This window comes from Pseudonocardia sp. DSM 110487 (assembly GCF_019468565.1).
Lineage (GTDB): Bacteria > Actinomycetota > Actinomycetes > Mycobacteriales > Pseudonocardiaceae > Pseudonocardia.
In genome coordinates, this window is sequence record NZ_CP080521.1 from 3,505,515 (window position 1) to 3,523,125 (window position 17,611).

A 17,611-nucleotide genomic window follows, 5' to 3' on the forward strand; every position below is an offset into this window, starting at 1 on the left:
GGAATGATCAGCTGCGCGTCAAGCGCCCAGGTGGCGCATGGCCTCGCGGCGGGCGAGCGGCGAGAGCTCCGGGTGGTCGTCGACGAACGTGCGGACCCAGTCCGGGTCGACGCGGGCGTGCTGGCGCAGGGCCCAGCCGATGCCCTTGCGGAGGAAGAAGTCGGGGTCGGCGATGTTGGCCTCGATCGCGTCGGTGAGCAGCGCGATGTCGATCGACCCTGCCGCCTGGAGCTGGCAGATGACGGATGTGCGGCGCAGCCAGCGGTCCGGGTCGGTGATCCACGCGCGGATCACGGGGCGCAGCTCCTCGGGGTGTGCCCTGAGCAGCGGGCCGATCCGGCGGCTCGCGATCTCGTCGGTGAAGTCCCACCATGAGCCCGTGACGATCCAGTGCCGCAGCAGCGGCACCCACGACGGGTCGAGCCACTGCAGGTACCGGCGGTGGCCGGTGAGTGACAGGGCGAGGTAGCGCTCCTCGCGGAACTCCGCACCGTCCCACAGCCCTCGCACCACGGCGACGAGCGATGCGGGGTCGGCGAGTGGAAGCGCCGCGACGGCATCCTTCAGCAGCCGCTCGCGGGCCGGCTTCGCCACCCCGCGGAACGGCATCTCCGACTTCATGTACCGCTGCATCTCCAGCGCCGCGGACGGGTCTGCCTGCGCGGCGAGATCGGCCCGCAGCCGCTCGACGATCGGGTGCACGCCGGCACCGTACGGCCTGGCCCTGTACCGCTCGATCCCGACGGCGTGGTTCAGTCGCCTGCCGGCCCGGTGGCCCTGTCGAACGTCCGCGCCCAGCCGCGCACGTGGTCGAGCAGCTCGGGCGGCGAGACCACCTCGAAGTCCGCGCCGATCGCCCCGAGCATCATCGCCGGCCAGTCCAGCGAGTCGACGCGCATGCGCAGCCGGCACCGCCCGTCGCCGGCGTCATCGGCGGTGCCCCAGCGGTCCACCAACTTCCGCACCCGCCCGGTGGGCGCGTCGACCAGCACGTCCACGGTCCAGCCGGGCACCTGCTCCGTCGACGCCCGCACGAACGCGGCGGCGTCCTCCGCGGGCAGCGTGCGGGGCAGGAACCGGGCGCCCGTGGTCTGCGGAGCGTCGATCCGGTCGACGCGGAAGCTGCGCCAGTCGTGGCGGCCCAGGTCGTAGGCGACGAGGTACCAGCGACGCCCGAGCGACACCAGCCGCAGCGGTTCCACGTGCCGGTCGGTGCGCTTGCCGGACCTCGCGGTGTAGCCGAACTCGAGCCGCTCGGTGTCGCGGCACGCCTGCGCGAGGGCGGTGAGCACGGCCGGGTCGGTGCTGGGTGCTGTGTTGCCCCAGGTCACCGGCACCGTCATGGCTCGCAGCGCGTCGACGCGGCGCCGCAGCCGGGGCGGCATCACCTGCACCACCTTGGTGAGCGCGCGCACCGACGACTCGGCGATCCCGGCCACGCCGCCCTGCGCTGCGGCCTGCAGTCCGACGGCGAGCGCTACCGCCTCCTCGTCGTCCAGCACGAGCGGCGGGAGCGCGGCACCAGGGGCGAGCTGGTACCCGCCGTCGACGCCGCGGCTCGCCTCGACGGGGTAGCCCAGCTCGCGGAGGCGATCGATGTCGCGCCGCAGCGTCCGCACCGAGACGGCGAGCCGATCGGCCAGCTCCGGCCCCGGCCAGTAGCGGTGGGTCTGCAGCAGGGACAGCAGCCGCAGCGTCCGCGAGCTCGTGTTCGCCATGTCCCCAGATTCTCGCCAATTGAGGTCAGGAAGTGGCACTTGAGGGTCATAACGTAGTCCTCAACAGCACCGATACCGAGAGCGAGAAACCCGATGACCAGCACCCAGGAGGCCCCCGTCATGACCACCATCGCGCTGACCGGAGAGCGTGCGGACATCCTCGAGACCCTCACGGTGCACCGCCAGTTCCTGCGGCACACCGTGCAGGGGCTCACCGACGACCAGGCACGGCAGCGCACCACGGCGAGCGAGCTGACCCTCGGTGGACTGATCAAGCACGTCGCCGAGACCGAGCAGAGCTGGGCGGAGTTCATCCTGAACGGGCCCGATGCGCTGGGCGGCGGCGACGTCGACTGGAGCGAGCCCACCCCTGAACTCGTCGAGCAGTACACCGCGGGCTTCCGGCTGCTCCCCGACGAGACCCTTGAAGGCGTGCTCGCCCGCTACGACGAGGTCGCCCGGCGCACCGACGGGCTCGTCGCCACCGTCGACCTCGACCTCTCCCACCCGCTGCCCGAGGCGCCGTGGTTCCCGAAGGGCGCCACCCGCTCTGCACGCCGCGCCTTCCTGCACATCGTCGCCGAGACGGCCCAGCACGCCGGGCACGCCGACATCATCCGCGAGTCCCTCGACGGCCAGAAGACGATGGGCTGACACCCGCCAGCCCGGCCGGTCCATGATCAGCAGCCGGGCGCGCTCCCGGCCGAATGCGGCCGCAGCTGCTCCAATCTGATGATCATGGCCTGTTGAGCCGACCCAGGCCCATGATCACCAGTCAGGCGCGAAGCCGGCCGGATGTGACCGGCGGCGCGCCGATCCGGTGATCAAGCTGGGGTCGCACATCGCCAACTATGTTGCATCGGCTTGCGTCGGCGTGCATAGTCATACGCATGGTGCGGGTAGCGGTGGCAGGCGCGAGCGGGTACGCCGGGGGAGAGCTCCTCCGGCTCCTGCTCGCGCATCCGGACGTGGAGATCGGGAGCCTCACGGCGGGCGGGAGCGCGGGCACGCGCCTGGGGGCGCACCAGCCCCACCTGCTCCCGCTGGCCGATCGCGTGCTGGAGGACACCACCGCCGAGACCCTCGCGGGCCACGACGTCGTCTTCCTCGCGCTCCCGCACGGGAAGTCCGCGGAGCTGGCCGCGCAGCTCGGTGACGACACGGTTGTGATCGACTGCGGCGCCGACCACCGGCTCGCCGACCCGGCCGCGTGGGAGCGCTGGTACGGCGGCGCGCACGCGGGCAGCTGGCCGTACGGGTTGCCCGAGCTTCCCGGCGCCCGGGATGCGCTCCGGGGCGCGAAGCGGGTCGCCGTTCCCGGCTGCTATCCCACGGCGGTGAGCCTTGCGCTCGCTCCGGCCTTCGCCGCCGGGATCGCGGAACCCGAGGTCGTCGTCACGGCCGTCACCGGCACGTCCGGCGCGGGCAAGTCGCTCAAGCCACACCTGCTCGGCGCCGAGGTGATGGGCTCGCTGTCGGCGTACGGGGTGGGCGGCGTGCACCGGCACACCCCGGAGATGGTGCAGAACCTGTCGGCCGCCGCCGGCGCGCCCGTCTCCGTGAGCTTCACGCCGGTACTGGCCCCGCTGCCGCGCGGCATCCTCGCCACCTGCACGGCGCGCACGAGCGTGACGGCGGCCGAGGCGGTCGAGGTCTACGCGAAGGCATACGCCGACGAGCCCTTCGTGTACCTGCTCCCCGAAGGCAGCTGGCCCGCCACCGCGGCCACGCTGGGCGCGAACACCGTCCAGCTGCAGGTCACGGTCGACGCGGACGCAGGCAGGCTGGTCGTTGTCGCCGCGATCGACAACCTGACGAAGGGCACGGCCGGCGGCGCGATCCAGTGCATGAACCTGGCGCTCGGCCTGCCCGAGACCGCGGGCCTGCCGCTGACGGGTGTCGCGCCGTGAGCGTCACGCAGCCCAAGGGCTTCCGGGCCGCAGGTGTCGTCGCAGGCATCCGCACCGGCGAGGGTCCCGACCTCGCCCTCGTCGTCAACGACGGCCCTCAGCACGCCGCCGCGGGTGTCTTCACCCGCAACAAGGTCAAGGCCGCCCCGGTCCTGTGGTCGGAGCAGGTGCTCGCCACCGGCAGGCTGCGCGCGGTCGTGCTCAACGCAGGCAACGCCAACGCCTGCACCGGCCCGGAGGGCTTCCAGACCGCCCACGCCACCGCGGAGAAGGCGGCCGAGCTGCTCGGGTGCGGGGCGATCGAGGTCGCGGTGTGCTCCACCGGCCTGATCGGCTCGCAGCTGCCCCGCGACAACGTCCTCGACGGGGTCGCGGCCGCGCACACCGCACTCGGGGCCGACGCCGCGGGCGGCCTGGCCGCCGCCACCGCCGTGATGACGACCGACACCGTCGCCAAGGAGGCCGCTCACACCGACTCCGCGGGCTGGCGCATCGGCGGGTTCACCAAGGGAGCGGGCATGATCGCTCCCTCGATGGCCACGATGCTCACGGTCATCACCACCGACGCCGTGCTCGACGCACCCGCCCTGGACGCGGCCCTGCGCCCCGCCGTGCGCGTGAGCTTCGACCGGCTCGACATCGATGGCTGCATGTCCACCAACGACACCGTGCTGCTGCTCGCCTCGGGCGCCTCAGGGGTCGTCCCGGACGCCGAGGCGTTCGGCGCCGCGCTGACCGACCTGTGCAAGGACCTGGCGCGGCAGATGCAGGCCGACGCAGAGGGCGTCACGAAGCGGATGACGATCAACGTCACCGGTGCCGCGTCGGAGGACGACGCGGTGACGGTCGCCCGCACGGTGGCCCGCGACAGCCTCGTCAAGACCGCCCTCTTCGGCTCGGACCCCAACTGGGGCCGGATCGCGGCCGCCGTCGGCTACTCCGACGCCGCCGTCGACCCCGACCGGATCGACGTCACCATCAACGGGGTGCTGCTCTGCCTTGGCGGAGTCGCCGCGGGCGACCGCTCCGCCGCCGACCTGAAGGGCGCCGACGTCCTCGTCGAGATCGCGCTCGGCCTCGGCGACGGTGCCGCGGAGATCCTCACCACCGACCTGTCCCACGGCTACGTCGAGGAGAACAGTGCGTATTCCTCTTGAGGAGCGGCTGAGCCGGGCGGGGGAGAAGGCAGGCGTCCTCGCCGAGGCGCTGCCATGGCTGCAGCGCTTCCACGACAAGATCGTCGTGGTCAAGTACGGCGGCAACGCGATGGTGGACGAGGAGCTCAAGCAGGCCTTCGCCAAGGACATGGTGTTCCTGCGACTCGCAGGCATCCACCCCGTGGTCGTCCACGGCGGTGGCCCGCAGATCACCGCGATGCTCGACCGGCTCGGCCTGCCCGCGGAGTTCCGCGGCGGGCTGCGCGTCACCACCCCGGAGACGATCGACGTCGTGCGGATGGTGCTGGTCGGGCAGGTCGGGCGCGAGCTCGTCGGGTTGATCAACAAGCACGGCCCGTACGCCGTTGGCCTGTCCGGCGAGGACGCGCACCTGTTCACCGCGGAGAAGCGCACCGCGCTCGTCGACGGCGAGGCGGTCGACATCGGGCTGGTCGGCGACGTCGTGCACGTCAACCCGGACGCGGTGCTCGACATCGTGCGGGCCGGGCGGATCCCGGTGGTCGCGGGCGTTGCCCCGGACGTCGACGGGACGGTCTACAACATCAACGCCGACAGCGCGGCCGCCGCGCTGGCCTCGGCGCTGGGCGCGGCGAAGCTCGTCGTGCTCACCGACGTGGCAGGGCTCTTCGCGAACTACCCCGACCCGGAGTCGGTGATCAGCGCCCTCACCGCCGACGAGCTGGAGCCGATGCTGCCCGGCCTGGCGAGCGGGATGGCGCCCAAGATGGAGGCCTGCCTCCGGGCGGTGCGCGGTGGCGTGCCGCAGGCCCATGTGATCGACGGGCGGATGCCGCACTCGGTGCTGCTCGAGGTATTCACCAGCGAGGGAGTCGGAACGATGGTGACCCCATGACTGACCTGACCCAGCGGTGGCAGGCCGCGATGATGGACAACTACGGCACCCCGCCGCTCACGCTCGTACGCGGCAGCGGCGCCGAGGTGTGGGACGCCGACGGCAATCGCTACCTCGACCTGGTCGCGGGCATCGCGGTGAACGCGCTGGGCCACGGGCACCCGGCCGTGATCGACGCCGTCACCACCCAGATGCGGACGCTCGGCCACACGTCCAACCTCTACATCACCGAGCCGCCCCTGGAACTGGCCGAGAAGCTCCTGGAGCTGATCGACCGGCCCGGCCGGGTCGTGTTCTGCAACTCGGGTGCCGAGGCCAACGAGGCCGCGTTCAAGATGGCCCGACGCACCGGCCGGCCGAAGATCATCGCCTGCGAGAACGCCTTCCACGGCCGCACCATGGGCGCGCTCGCCCTGACCGGCCAGGAGCCCAAGCGCACGCCGTTCTACCCGATGACGCCGGGCGTGGAGCACATCCCGTTCGGCGACGTGGCCGCGCTCGAGGCGGCCGTCGACGCCGACACGGCTGCCGTGTTCCTGGAGCCGATCCTCGGCGAGGCGGGCGCGATCAACCCGCCGGATGGCTACCTGCAGGCGGCCCGGCGGATCACCGCCGAGCACGGAGCCCTGCTCGTGCTCGACGAGGTGCAGACCGGGATCGGCCGCACCGGCTCGTGGTTCGCGTTCCAGCAGGCCGGTGTGGTGCCCGACGTCGTGACGCTCGCCAAGGGCCTCGCGGGCGGGCTGCCGATCGGCGCGTGCATCGGTCTCGACGCCGCGGGCGACCTCCTGACGCCCGGCCAGCACGGCACCACGTTCGGCGGCAACCCGGTGGTCGCGGCCGCCGCGCTCGCCGTGCTGCGCACGATCGCAGAGGAGGGCCTGCTGGAGCAGGTCACGCAGGTCGGCAAGGAGATCGCGACGTCGGTGGAGGCCATGGGCCACCCGCTCGTCGCCGACGTCAGCGGCGCGGGTCTGCTGATCGGCTTCGGCCTGCGCAAGCCGGTGTCCACCGCGGTGGCCGCGGCCGCCCGCGCAGGCGGGTTCCTCGTGAACAACGCGGTGCCCGACCGCGTGCGGCTCGTCCCGCCGCTCGTGCTCACCGAGGCCCAGGCCCGCGAGTTCCTCGCGGCCTTCCCGAAGTTCCTGGATGCGGGTAATGAGTAGGCACCTGCTGCGCGACGACGACCTGACGCCTGACGAGCAGCGCGAGGTCCTCGACCTCGCCGACGCGATGAAGGCCGACCGTTTCGCCCAGCGCCCCCTGGAAGGGCCGAAGGCCGTCGCGGTGCTGTTCGACAAGCCGTCGACCCGCACCCGGATCTCGTTCGAGGTGGGGATCGGCCAGCTCGGCGGCACGCCGCTGATCGTCGACGCGCAGGCGAGCCAGCTCGGCCGCGGCGAGACGATCGCCGACACCGCCCGCGTGCTGTCCCGCTACGTCGACGCGATCGTGTGGCGCACCGGCGACCAGTCCCGTATCGAGGAGATGGCCGCGGGGGCGTCGGTCCCGGTGGTCAACGCCCTCACCGACCAATTCCACCCGTGCCAGGTGCTGGCCGACCTGCAGACGATCCGCGAGCGGTTCGGCAGGCTCGCCGGGCTCACGCTGACCTACCTCGGCGACGGCGCCAACAACATGGCCCACTCGCTGCTGCTCGGCGGCGCCACGGCAGGCATGCACGTCCGGATCTGCGCTCCCGAGGGCTTCCAGCCCGACGGTGGCGTGCTGCGCGACGCGAAGAACCGGGCGTCCGACACCGGAGGCGGGGTCGAGCTGATCGCCGACCCGCACGCCGCGGTCGACGGCGTCGACGTCGTCGTCACCGACACCTGGGTGTCGATGGGCCAGGAGCACGACGGCCTCGACCGCGCGGCGCCGTTCCGGCCGCTGCAGGTCAACGCACGCCTGCTGGAACGGGCGGGCGAGGGCGCGATCGTGCTGCACTGCCTGCCCGCACACCGGGGTGACGAGATCACCGACGACGTGCTCGACGGCCCGGCCAGCGCGGTCTGGGACGAGGCCGAGAACCGGCTGCACGCACAGAAGGCACTCCTCGCATGGTTGCTCCGACAGCCGTGACCGGGGGGACGCGCGCGGCCCGCCAGGCCCGGATCGTCGAGCTGATCCGGGACCGGGCCGTGCACAGCCAGACGGAGCTGCTCGGCCTGCTGGAGGCGGACGGGATCGCCACCACGCAGGCCACGCTCTCCCGCGACCTCGACGAGCTGGGCGCGCTCAAGGTCCGCGGTGCGTACGTGATCCCGGACGACGGCAGCCCGGTGCGGGGCGTCGAGGGCGGCACCGCCCGCCTCGCCAGGTTGCTGGGGGACCTGCTCGTGTCCGCGGACGCGAGTGGGAATCTTGCGGTCCTGCGCACCCCGCCGGGCGCGGCCCACTACCTGGCGAGCGCGCTGGACCGCGCTGCCCTGCACGACGTCGTCGGCACGATCGCCGGCGACGACACCCTGCTGGTGGTCGCCCGCGAGCCGCTCACCGGCGCCGAACTCGTCGCGCGCCTGCGCGAACTCTGACCCCTGCGCGATCGACCGTGCGCGAACCGACAAGGAGCATCCCCCTCGTGAGCAAGGTCCTGACCTCCCTCCCCAAGGGCGAGCGCATCGGCATCGCCTTCTCCGGAGGCCTCGACACCTCGGTGGCGGTCGCCTGGATGCGCGACAAGGGCGGGATCCCGTGCACCTACACGGCCGACCTCGGCCAGTACGACGAGCCGGACATCTCCGGTGTCCCCGCGCGCGCGAAGCAGTACGGCGCCGAGATCGCCCGCGCCGTCGACATCAAGCCGCAGCTGGTCGAGGAGGGCCTCGCGGCGCTGGCGTGCGGCGCCTTCCACATCCGGTCCGGGGCCCGGACGTACTTCAACACCACGCCGCTCGGCCGCGCCGTCACCGGGACGTTGCTGGTGCGGGCGATGCAGGCCGACGGCGTGAACATCTGGGGCGACGGTTCGACCTTCAAGGGCAACGACATCGAGCGGTTCTACCGCTACGGCCTGCTGGCCAACCCCGAGCTGCGCATCTACAAGCCGTGGCTCGACGCCGACTTCGTCCACGAGCTGGGCGGGCGCGACGAGATGAGCAAGTGGCTCACCGCACACGGGCTGCCCTACCGGGACGCCGCCGAGAAGGCGTACTCCACCGACGCCAACATCTGGGGTGCCACCCACGAGGCCAAGACCCTCGAACACCTCGACGTGTCGCTCGAGACCATCGAGCCGATCATGGGCGTGAAGTTCTGGGACCTCGAGACCCGGATCGACACCGAGGACGTCACGGTCACCTTCGAGGCCGGGTACCCGGTGGCGATCAACGGCAAGCGGTTCGCCGACCAGGTCGCCCTCGTCCGGGAGGCCAACACCATCGGCGGACGCCACGGCCTCGGCATGTCCGACCAGATCGAGAACCGGATCATCGAGGCCAAGTCGCGCGGCATCTACGAGGCGCCCGGGATGGCGCTGCTCTTCGCCGCCTACGAGCGGCTGCTCAACGCGATCCACAACGAGGACACGCTGGCCAACTACCACCTCGAGGGCCGCAAGCTCGGCCGGCTGCTCTACGAGGGGCGCTGGCTCGACCCGCAGGCCCTGATGGTGCGCGAGTCGATCCAACGCTGGGTCGCCTCGCTGGTGACCGGCACAGTGACGCTCCGCCTGCGTCGCGGAGACGACTACACGATCCTCGACACCCAGGGGAGCGGATTCTCCTACCACCCGGACAGGCTCTCGATGGAGCGCGTCGAGAACGCCGCGTTCGGGCCGACGGACCGGATCGGCCAGCTCACCATGCGCAACCTCGACATCGCCGACTCCCGCGCGAAGCTGGAGGCCTACGCGGGGCAGCCGCACGAGCAGGGCACGGTGCTCGTCGAGCACGGCACGCTCTTCGGTGAGCTCCCAGCGGGCGGCTTCGACCGGATCGCGACGGCCGACGAGGCAGCTGAGCGCGACTCGGACAAGTCCCTCGACGAGGCGGCGTTGGAAGCGGGTACCGACTGATGGCCCTGTGGGGTGGCCGGTTCGCCTCGGGACCCGCCGACGCGCTTGCCGCACTGTCGAAGTCAACGCAGTTCGACTGGCGCCTCGCGCCGTACGACCTGCGGGCCTCGATGGCGCACGCCCGTGTGCTGCATCGGGCAGGCCTGCTCACCGACGACGAGCTCGCCGGCATGCTCGACGCACTTGCCAAGCTCGCCGCCGAGGTCGAGTCGGGCGCGTTCGGCCCGGCACCCGACGACGAGGACGTGCACTCGGCCCTCGAGCGCGGCCTGATCGAGCGGGCCGGGCCGGAGCTGGGCGGCAAGCTGCGGGCGGGGCGCTCGCGCAACGACCAGGTCGCCACGCTCTTCCGGATGTGGCTGCGCGACGCCGCCCGCCGGGTCGGCGCCGGCGTGCTCGACGTCGTCGACGCCCTCGTCGCGCAGGCCGAGGCCCACCCGGACGCCCCGATGCCAGGGCGCACCCACCTTCAGCACGCGCAGCCCGTCCTGCTGTCCCACCACCTCGCCGCGCACGCGCACGCCCTGCTGCGCGACGTCGACCGGCTGCGCGACTGGGACCGCAGGGCGGCCGTCTCGCCGTACGGATCGGGCGCGCTCGCAGGCTCGTCGCTCGGGCTCGACCCGGAGGCCGTCGCGGCGGAGCTGGGCTTCGACTCGTCGTCGGCGAACTCGATCGACGGCACGGCGTCGCGGGACTTCGCGGCCGAGGCCGCGTTCGTCCTGGCCATGATCGCCGTGGACCTCTCGCGGATCGCCGAGGAGGTGATCATCTGGGCCACCGCCGAGTTCGGCTACGTCACGCTCGACGACGCCTTCTCCACCGGCAGCTCGATAATGCCGCAGAAGAAGAACCCGGACGTGGCCGAACTTGCGCGCGGCAAGGCCGGGCGGCTGATCGGCAACCTGTCCGGGCTGCTCGCCACGCTCAAGGGCCTCCCGCTCGCCTACAACCGCGACCTGCAGGAGGACAAGGAGCCGCTGTTCGACTCGGTCGAGCAGCTGGACCTGCTGCTGACGGCGGTCGCCGGGATGGTGGCCACGCTCACGTTCCACACCGACCGGCTCGCGGCGCTCGCCCCGGCGGGCTTCACGCTCGCAACGGACGTCGCCGAATGGCTGGTCCGCAAGGGCGTGCCGTTCCGAGTGGCGCACGAGGCCGCAGGCGGCTCCGTGCGCGCCGCGGAGGCCCGCGGCGTCGGGCTCGAGGACCTCACCGACACCGAGCTGGCCGCCATCCACCCGAGTCTGACCCCGGACGTGCGCGACGTACTGACCGTGGCAGGCTCGATCGCGTCCCGGGCCGCCCGCGGCGGCACCGCGGGCGCTCGGGTCGCCGAACAGCTCGCCGACCTGCGCGCCGCCGCCACCACCGCGCGCCAGGCACTCACCCCAACTGGAGGTTCAGCATGACCACGCCCGGGCTGGAGGACGCCCGCACCGCCTACGAGAAGCTCCAGGCCGAGGGCATGAAGCTCGACCTCACCCGGGGCAAGCCGTCGTCGCAGCAGCTCGACCTCTCCGTCGCCATGCTGAACCTGCCCGGCGCCGACGACTTCCGCGCCGCCGACGGCACGGACACCCGCAACTACGGCGGCCTGCACGGCCTGAAGGAGCTGCGGGCGATCTTCGCGCCGTTCCTGCAGGTCCCCGTCGACCAGATGATCGCGTCCGGCAACTCCAGCCTCGAGCTGATGCACGACACGCTCGTCCACGCGCTGCTCAGCCCCCTGCCCGGCGCCGAACGCCGCTGGGCGGACGAGGAGCGGGTCGTCTTCCTCGCCCCGGTCCCCGGCTACGACCGGCACTTCGGCGTGTGCGAGCGGCTCGGCATCGAGCTGGTGCCGGTGCCGATGACCGACGACGGCCCCGACATGGACGTCGTCGAGGAACTGGTTGCCGCCGACCCCACGATCAAGGGCATCTGGTGCGTGCCGAAGTACTCCAACCCCACGGGCGCGGTGTACTCGGACGAGACGGTGCGCAGGCTCGCCGCGATGCCCACGGCCGCGTCCGACTTCCGGATCATCTGGGACAACGCCTACACCGTGCACCACCTCACCGAGGACGAGGTGGAGATCGCCGACGTGCTGGGGCTCGCGGCCGAGGCGGGCCACCCGAACCGCCCGTTCGTCATCGGCTCCACGTCGAAGATCACACTGGCCGGTGCCGGGGTGGCCTTCCTCGGCGCGTCCGCGGAGAACATCGACTGGTGGATCCGGCTCACGTCGAAGCGCACGATCGGGCCCGACAAGGTCAACCACCTGCGCCACGTGCGGTTCCTGCGCGACGGCGACGGCCTGCGCGCGCACATGCGCAAGCACCGCGAGATCATCGCGCCGAAGTTCGCCGCGGTGGACGAGATCCTCACCCGCGAGTTCGCCGGCACGCAGGGCGTCACGTGGTCGAAGCCTGCCGGTGGGTACTTCGTCACGCTGACCGTGCCGGAGGGCACGGCCACCGAGATCGTCCGGCTCGCCAAGGAAGCGGGGCTGGCGCTCACCCCGGCCGGCGCCACCCACCCGGGCGGCGAGGACCCGCAGGACAGCATCATCCGGCTCGCGCCGACGTTCCCCGTGCTCGCCGAGGTTCGCAAGGCGATGGAGGGCGTAGCGGTCTGCGTGCGGCTGGCGCTTGCCGAACGTGGGTGAGAATGTGTTCGAGAAGCGCGCAGCGGGCCGCCCAGGGCAGCCGGGACCTGCCGGATCACCTGCGTCTGCGGCCCACGTGCGGGCTTCTCGAACACATTCTGATCTCCTCCCGCGGGAGGAGCTGGCCGTCGACGTCCCCGAGGCGGCCGTGCGGCTGCTCGGCTGCACGGTCGTCTCGGACACACCCGAGGGCGCGGTGGCCGTCCGGCTCGTCGAGGTGGAGGTCTACCGGGGCGCCGACGACCCCGCGTCGCACAGCTTCCGCGGTCGCACCGCGCGCAACGGCGTGATGTTCGGGCCGGCCGGGCACCTGTACGTCTACTTCGTCTACGGCATGCACTTCTGCGCCAACATCAGCGCGCTGGAGGACGGGGAAGCGGGGGCCGTGCTGCTGCGGGCCGGCGAGGTCGTGTCGGACCTCGCCGTGGCGCGCGCCCGGCGCCCGACCGCCCGCCGCGACGATGATCTCGCCAAGGGGCCTGCCCGGCTCGCGTCGCTGCTCGGGCTCGGGCGGGAGCACAACGGCGTCGACGTGACCGACCCCACGTCCCCCGTGCGGCTGCTGGCCGCGCCGCCGGTCGACCCGGCGCTGGTGCGCGCCGGCCCGCGGGTCGGGGTGGCGGCCGCCCACGAGCTGCCGTGGCGGTTCTGGCTGGACGGATCACCCGCGGTGAGCCCGTACCGGCCGGGCCGTGGCGCGCCGATCACATCGACTGGACTCGGCAGATAGGGGAGCCTAACCTGCGCGCGTGATCGTCCGCCTCCGTGCCTTCTCGGCCCTCGCCGCCGCCGCCGCCGTCCTGCTCAGCGCGTGCGGGGGAGGTGGGCCGGCACCAGCCGCGGCACCACCGGCGTCCGGTGGGGGAGCGTTCCCGGTCACCGTGCAGCACTCGCTCGGCTCGACCGTGATCCCGGCGGCACCGCAACGCGTGGTGTCGCTGGGATATACCGATCAGGACACGATCCTCGCGCTCGGTGTGGTGCCCGTCGCCATCCGCGAGTTCACCGGCAACCGGCCCGCGGCCACGTGGCCGTGGGCGAGTGACCGCCTGCAGGGCCAGCAGCCGCAGGTGCTCAGCGGGGAGGTCAGCACGGAGGCGATCGCGGCGCTGCGTCCCGACCTGATCGTCGCGGTGTCGGCCGGGCTCACCCAGGAGCAGTACGACACGTACTCCCGGATCGCCCCCACGATCGCGCAGCCGCCGGGCTCGGACGCCTACCAGACCGGGTGGCAGGACGCCACGCACCTGATCGGCGCAGCGCTCGGCAAGGCCGGCGAGGCCGACCAGCTCGTCACCGACCTCGAGGCCCGGTTCGCTTCCGTTCGCGCGCAGTACCCGCAGTTCGCCGGGAAGCAGGCCTCGGTCGCCGCGGCCAGCTCGTCGGGCAACGGTCACTACTTCGTGTGGACCTCCGACGACAACCGAGGGCGCTTTCTCACCTCGCTCGGCTTCACCGTGCCGGCCCAGTTCGACGAGCTCGCCGACGGCGACTTCTACGCCGACATCAGCGGGGAGCAGCTCGGCCTGCTCGACCAGAACGACCTCGTGGGATGGATCACGATCCCCGGTACGCCGAACCCGGGGATCGCCCAGCAGCCCGGCGCGGCCGCGCTGCGCGTGGCCCAGGACGGGCGGGTGGTGGAGCTCACCGAGGAGCAGGGCGTCGCGCTGTCGTTCAGCAGCGTCCTGAGCCTTCCCGCTCTGCTCGACGAGCTGCCCGCCGAGTTCGCCGCGCGTCTGGGCGGCTGAAATGCCCTAGGTGCTTCCCGCCGGAGGTTCGTCGGGGGTATCGGTGGATCCAGCTTCTCGCTGGGCGTGCCGGTGGGCGGCCCTCGTACTGGGCGTACTCGGGCTGTCCGCCGGTGCGTCCAGCGTGGAGCTGGGCCGCCGAGACCCTTGGCGAACCTCCGGCGGGGAGCACTAGTCAGGGTGGGGGAGGATCGACGTGTGGGAACGAACATCCTCGATGAGCTGGAGTGGCGCGGCCTGATCGCGCAGAGCACCGACCTCGACGCGCTGCGCCGAGACCTCGCCGACGGCGTGCTCACGATGTATGCCGGGTTCGACCCCACCGCCCCCAGCCTGCACGCGGGCAACCTCATGCAGTTGCTCACACTGCGCCGGTTCCAGCAGGCGGGGGTCCGGCCGATCGTGCTGGCCGGAGGGGCCACCGGCATGATCGGTGATCCGCGCGACGTCGGTGAGCGGGCGCTGCAGAGCGCCGAGACGATCAAGGACTGGGCCGGCCGGATCCGCGGGCAGCTGGAGCGGTTCGTCGACTTCGACGACTCGCCCACCGGAGCGCTGATCGTCAACAACCTCGACTGGACCGGCGGGCAGACCACGCTCGAGTTCCTGCGGGACACCGGTAAGCACTTCTCGATCAACGTGATGCTGAACCGCGAGACGGTCAAGCGCAGGCTCGCCGGTGACGGGATGTCCTACACCGAGTTCAGCTACCTGCTCCTGCAGAGCCAGGACTACCTGCACCTGTACCGCGAGTACGGCTGCCGGTTGCAGATCGGTGGGTCCGACCAGTGGGGCAACATCGTCGGCGGGGTGGACCTGATCCGGAAGGTCGAGGGCGCTGCCGCGCACGCCGTGACCACACCGCTCGTCACCGACGCGGAAGGCCGCAAGATCGGCAAGTCCACCGGCGGCGGCAGCATCTGGCTCGACGCGCAGATGACCTCGCCATACGCGTGGTACCAGTACTTCGTCAACGTCGCCGACGCCGACGTGCTCCGCTACCTGCGGTACTTCACGTTCCTGTCCCGGGCGGAGGTCGACGAGCTGCAGCGGGCCGTCGCCGAAAGACCGCACACGCGGGAGGCGCAACGGCGGCTCGCCGGGGAGCTCACCACGCTCGTGCACGGGCAACGCGCCACCGACCAGGTGGTCGCGGCGAGCGCCGCGCTCTTCGGCCGTGGCGACCTCGGGGAGCTGGACGCCGGCACGCTCGAGGCCGCACTGGCCGAAGTGCCGCACGCCGACGTGAAGCTCGACGCGGTGCCGACGATCGTCGAGCTGCTGCTCTCGACGGGGCTCGTGGAGAGCCGGAGCGCCGCGCGGCGCACGGTCGCGGAGGGCGGGGCGTACGTGAACAACACCAAGATCCCCGACGAGGGCTGGACGCTCGGCGAGGCCGACCTCCTCGCCGGGGGATGGGCAGTCGTCCGTCGGGGCAAGCGCAACCTCGCCGGCGTCCGAGCGAGCTGAGCCGCGCGCGGGGGCGGGAACACCGACCCGCCTCCGCGCCGCGGGCTCGTCGGAGCGGGTCGACCGCCGTTGGGCTCGCATCGCCCCGGAATGGCCTCTGACCAGCGGAAACGCCAAAAGGGGACCCCCGGTGTTCGGCCCCCTGACGGGGGTGTGTAACTTTCTCCTCGTCGCCACGGCGGGCAGCACGACAGACCGGGACGGAATCTCCGGCCCAGAGTCAGCCCCCGGATACGGCGGCCGCCCCGGAAGGCCGAGCACCACGGTGCTAGCCTGAAGGAGTGGGCCTGGCGGAGCTTGACTCCGCGCCCAGGACCACGTACCGTATGAAAGTTGCCCCAGACCGATCCGCGAGGATCGCACAGGTGTGCGGGTGTCTCTTGAGAACTCAACAGTGTGTCGAGCTTTATCATGAATTGGTTTTATGCCAGTTTGTTTTGACCTGCGACCCCGTCGCAGGTCTTGCTAGAGCCAGATTTTGTTGGAGAGTTTGATCCTGGCTCAGGACGAACGCTGGCGGCGTGCTTAACACATGCAAGTCGAGCGGTAAGGCCCCTTCGGGGGTACACGAGCGGCGAACGGGTGAGTAACACGTGGGTGACCTGCCCTCAGCTCTGGGATAAGCCCGGGAAACTGGGTCTAATACCGGATATGACCTGCTGTTGCATGACAGTGGGTGGAAAGTTTTTCGGCTGAGGATGGGCCCGCGGCCTATCAGCTTGTTGGTGGGGTGATGGCCTACCAAGGCGACGACGGGTAGCCGGCCTGAGAGGGCGACCGGCCACACTGGGACTGAGATACGGCCCAGACTCCTACGGGAGGCAGCAGTGGGGAATATTGCGCAATGGGCGAAAGCCTGACGCAGCGACGCCGCGTGGGGGATGACGGCCTTCGGGTTGTAAACCTCTTTCGACCGGGACGAAGGGTGACTGACGGTACCGGTAGAAGAAGCACCGGCCAACTACGTGCCAGCAGCCGCGGTAATACGTAGGGTGCGAGCGTTGTCCGGAATTATTGGGCGTAAAGAGCTCGTAGGCGGTGTGTCACGTCGGTCGTGAAAACTTGGGGCTCAACCCTGAGCGTGCGGTCGATACGGGCATCACTTGAGTTCGGCAGGGGAGACTGGAATTCCTGGTGTAGCGGTGAAATGCGCAGATATCAGGAGGAACACCGGTGGCGAAGGCGGGTCTCTGGGCCGATACTGACGCTGAGGAGCGAAAGCGTGGGGAGCGAACAGGATTAGATACCCTGGTAGTCCACGCCGTAAACGGTGGGCACTAGGTGTGGGGGCCATTCCACGGTCTCTGTGCCGCAGCTAACGCATTAAGTGCCCCGCCTGGGGAGTACGGCCGCAAGGCTAAAACTCAAAGGAATTGACGGGGGCCCGCACAAGCGGCGGAGCATGTGGATTAATTCGATGCAACGCGAAGAACCTTACCTGGGTTTGACATGCACTAGACGCGTCTAGAGATAGGCGTTCCCTTGTGGCTGGTGTGCAGGTGGTGCATGGCTGTCGTCAGCTCGTGTCGTGAGATGTTGGGTTAAGTCCCGCAACGAGCGCAACCCTCGTTCCATGTTGCCAGCGGGTTATGCCGGGGACTCATGGGAGACTGCCGGGGTCAACTCGGAGGAAGGTGGGGATGACGTCAAGTCATCATGCCCCTTATGTCCAGGGCTTCACACATGCTACAATGGCTAGTACAGAGGGCTGCGAGACCGCGAGGTGGAGCGAATCCCTTAAAGCTAGTCTCAGTTCGGATCGGGGTCTGCAACTCGACCCCGTGAAGTTGGAGTCGCTAGTAATCGCAGATCAGCAACGCTGCGGTGAATACGTTCCCGGGCCTTGTACACACCGCCCGTCACGTCATGAAAGTTGGTAACACCCGAAGCCGATGGCCTAACCCCTTGTGGGAGGGAGTCGTCGAAGGTGGGACCGGCGATTGGGACGAAGTCGTAACAAGGTAGCCGTACCGGAAGGTGCGGCTGGATCACCTCCTTTCTAAGGAGTCTCACCGTGTGGTGAGGTTGGTCGGCTCTGTGGTTTGGAGTCGGTTCTCCTTTTCCTT

Annotated in this window: 15 protein-coding genes and 1 rRNA gene; 14 read left to right on the top strand and 2 right to left on the bottom strand. The window is 70.8% G+C overall.

Annotated features, from left to right (window positions below; all coding sequences use genetic code 11):
• Window positions 1–18: 18 nt before the first annotated feature.
• Both K1T35_RS16355 and K1T35_RS16360 read right to left on the bottom strand, forming a co-directional pair.
• Window positions 19–702 (bottom strand): DNA alkylation repair protein, encoded by a 684-nt coding sequence (locus K1T35_RS16355; protein WP_255621973.1) that lies wholly within the window; start codon window positions 700–702, stop codon window positions 19–21.
• A 50-nt stretch (window positions 703–752) separates the two neighbouring features.
• Window positions 753–1,718, bottom strand: coding sequence for a YafY family protein (locus K1T35_RS16360; protein ID WP_220261001.1), 966 nt, complete (start codon window positions 1,716–1,718; stop codon window positions 753–755).
• 93 nt (window positions 1,719–1,811) lie between these two features.
• On the opposite strand from K1T35_RS16360, the gene K1T35_RS16365 reads away from it, so the two are divergent.
• The 14 genes from K1T35_RS16365 to K1T35_RS16430 all read left to right on the top strand — a co-directional run bounded on the left by K1T35_RS16365 (window position 1,812) and on the right by K1T35_RS16430 (window position 17,544).
• Entirely contained in the window at window positions 1,812–2,372 is a 561-nt protein-coding gene (locus K1T35_RS16365) for a DinB family protein (RefSeq protein WP_220261002.1), read from the top strand.
• Between the two features lie 236 nt (window positions 2,373–2,608).
• Window positions 2,609–3,628, top strand: coding sequence for an N-acetyl-gamma-glutamyl-phosphate reductase (gene argC, locus K1T35_RS16370; RefSeq protein ID WP_220261003.1), 1,020 nt, complete (start codon window positions 2,609–2,611; stop codon window positions 3,626–3,628).
• Window positions 3,625–4,785, top strand: a complete 1,161-nt coding sequence (gene argJ / locus K1T35_RS16375) for a bifunctional glutamate N-acetyltransferase/amino-acid acetyltransferase ArgJ (RefSeq protein ID WP_220261004.1) — start codon at window positions 3,625–3,627, stop codon at window positions 4,783–4,785. The genes argC and argJ overlap by 4 nt, the downstream gene beginning before the upstream one ends.
• Complete coding sequence (gene argB / locus K1T35_RS16380; RefSeq protein WP_220261005.1) at window positions 4,769–5,659, top strand: acetylglutamate kinase; 891 nt, start codon at window positions 4,769–4,771, stop codon at window positions 5,657–5,659. Before argJ ends, argB begins: the two co-directional genes overlap by 17 nt.
• Window positions 5,656–6,825, top strand: coding sequence for an acetylornithine transaminase (locus K1T35_RS16385; RefSeq protein ID WP_220261006.1), 1,170 nt, complete (start codon window positions 5,656–5,658; stop codon window positions 6,823–6,825). The genes argB and K1T35_RS16385 overlap by 4 nt, the downstream gene beginning before the upstream one ends.
• Window positions 6,818–7,741 carry an ornithine carbamoyltransferase gene (gene argF / locus K1T35_RS16390; protein ID WP_220261007.1) on the top strand — a complete coding sequence of 308 codons (924 nt, stop codon included), beginning with the start codon at window positions 6,818–6,820 and terminating at the stop codon, window positions 7,739–7,741. Before K1T35_RS16385 ends, argF begins: the two co-directional genes overlap by 8 nt.
• Entirely contained in the window at window positions 7,720–8,193 is a 474-nt protein-coding gene (locus K1T35_RS16395; protein WP_220261008.1) for an arginine repressor, read from the top strand. Before argF ends, K1T35_RS16395 begins: the two co-directional genes overlap by 22 nt.
• A 47-nt stretch (window positions 8,194–8,240) precedes the next feature.
• Window positions 8,241–9,674, top strand: a complete 1,434-nt coding sequence (gene argG, locus K1T35_RS16400; RefSeq protein WP_220261009.1) for an argininosuccinate synthase — start codon at window positions 8,241–8,243, stop codon at window positions 9,672–9,674.
• Window positions 9,674–11,086 (top strand): argininosuccinate lyase, encoded by a 1,413-nt coding sequence (gene argH, locus K1T35_RS16405; protein WP_220261010.1) that lies wholly within the window; start codon window positions 9,674–9,676, stop codon window positions 11,084–11,086. The genes argG and argH overlap by 1 nt, the downstream gene beginning before the upstream one ends.
• Window positions 11,083–12,324 (top strand): aminotransferase class I/II-fold pyridoxal phosphate-dependent enzyme, encoded by a 1,242-nt coding sequence (locus K1T35_RS16410; protein WP_220261011.1) that lies wholly within the window; start codon window positions 11,083–11,085, stop codon window positions 12,322–12,324. Before argH ends, K1T35_RS16410 begins: the two co-directional genes overlap by 4 nt.
• Before the next feature lie 76 nt (window positions 12,325–12,400).
• Window positions 12,401–13,054 carry a DNA-3-methyladenine glycosylase gene (locus K1T35_RS16415; RefSeq protein WP_220261012.1) on the top strand — a complete coding sequence of 218 codons (654 nt, stop codon included), beginning with the start codon at window positions 12,401–12,403 and terminating at the stop codon, window positions 13,052–13,054.
• Window positions 13,055–13,073: 19 nt separating this feature from the next.
• Window positions 13,074–14,075 (top strand): iron-siderophore ABC transporter substrate-binding protein, encoded by a 1,002-nt coding sequence (locus K1T35_RS16420; RefSeq protein ID WP_220261013.1) that lies wholly within the window; start codon window positions 13,074–13,076, stop codon window positions 14,073–14,075.
• Window positions 14,076–14,273: 198 nt separating this feature from the next.
• Window positions 14,274–15,545 carry a tyrosine--tRNA ligase gene (gene tyrS / locus K1T35_RS16425; protein WP_220261014.1) on the top strand — a complete coding sequence of 424 codons (1,272 nt, stop codon included), beginning with the start codon at window positions 14,274–14,276 and terminating at the stop codon, window positions 15,543–15,545.
• A 478-nt stretch (window positions 15,546–16,023) separates the two neighbouring features.
• A 16S ribosomal RNA gene (locus K1T35_RS16430) occupies window positions 16,024–17,544 on the top strand.
• The last annotated feature ends 67 nt before the right edge of the window (window positions 17,545–17,611 follow it).

Bases quoted from the DNA above. Each gene is read 5' to 3' on its own strand.
- K1T35_RS16360 (WP_220261001.1), bottom strand. From the start codon at position 1,718: ATGGCGAACACGAGCTCGCGGACGCTGCGGCTGCTGTCCCTGCTGCAG.
- K1T35_RS16365 (WP_220261002.1), top strand. From the start codon at position 1,812: ATGACCAGCACCCAGGAGGCCCCCGTCATGACCACCATCGCGCTGACC.
- argC (WP_220261003.1), top strand. From the start codon at position 2,609: ATGGTGCGGGTAGCGGTGGCAGGCGCGAGCGGGTACGCCGGGGGAGAG.
- K1T35_RS16385 (WP_220261006.1), top strand. From the start codon at position 5,656: ATGACTGACCTGACCCAGCGGTGGCAGGCCGCGATGATGGACAACTAC.
- argF (WP_220261007.1), top strand. From the start codon at position 6,818: ATGAGTAGGCACCTGCTGCGCGACGACGACCTGACGCCTGACGAGCAG.
- K1T35_RS16395 (WP_220261008.1), top strand. From the start codon at position 7,720: ATGGTTGCTCCGACAGCCGTGACCGGGGGGACGCGCGCGGCCCGCCAG.
- argH (WP_220261010.1), top strand. From the start codon at position 9,674: ATGGCCCTGTGGGGTGGCCGGTTCGCCTCGGGACCCGCCGACGCGCTT.
- K1T35_RS16410 (WP_220261011.1), top strand. From the start codon at position 11,083: ATGACCACGCCCGGGCTGGAGGACGCCCGCACCGCCTACGAGAAGCTC.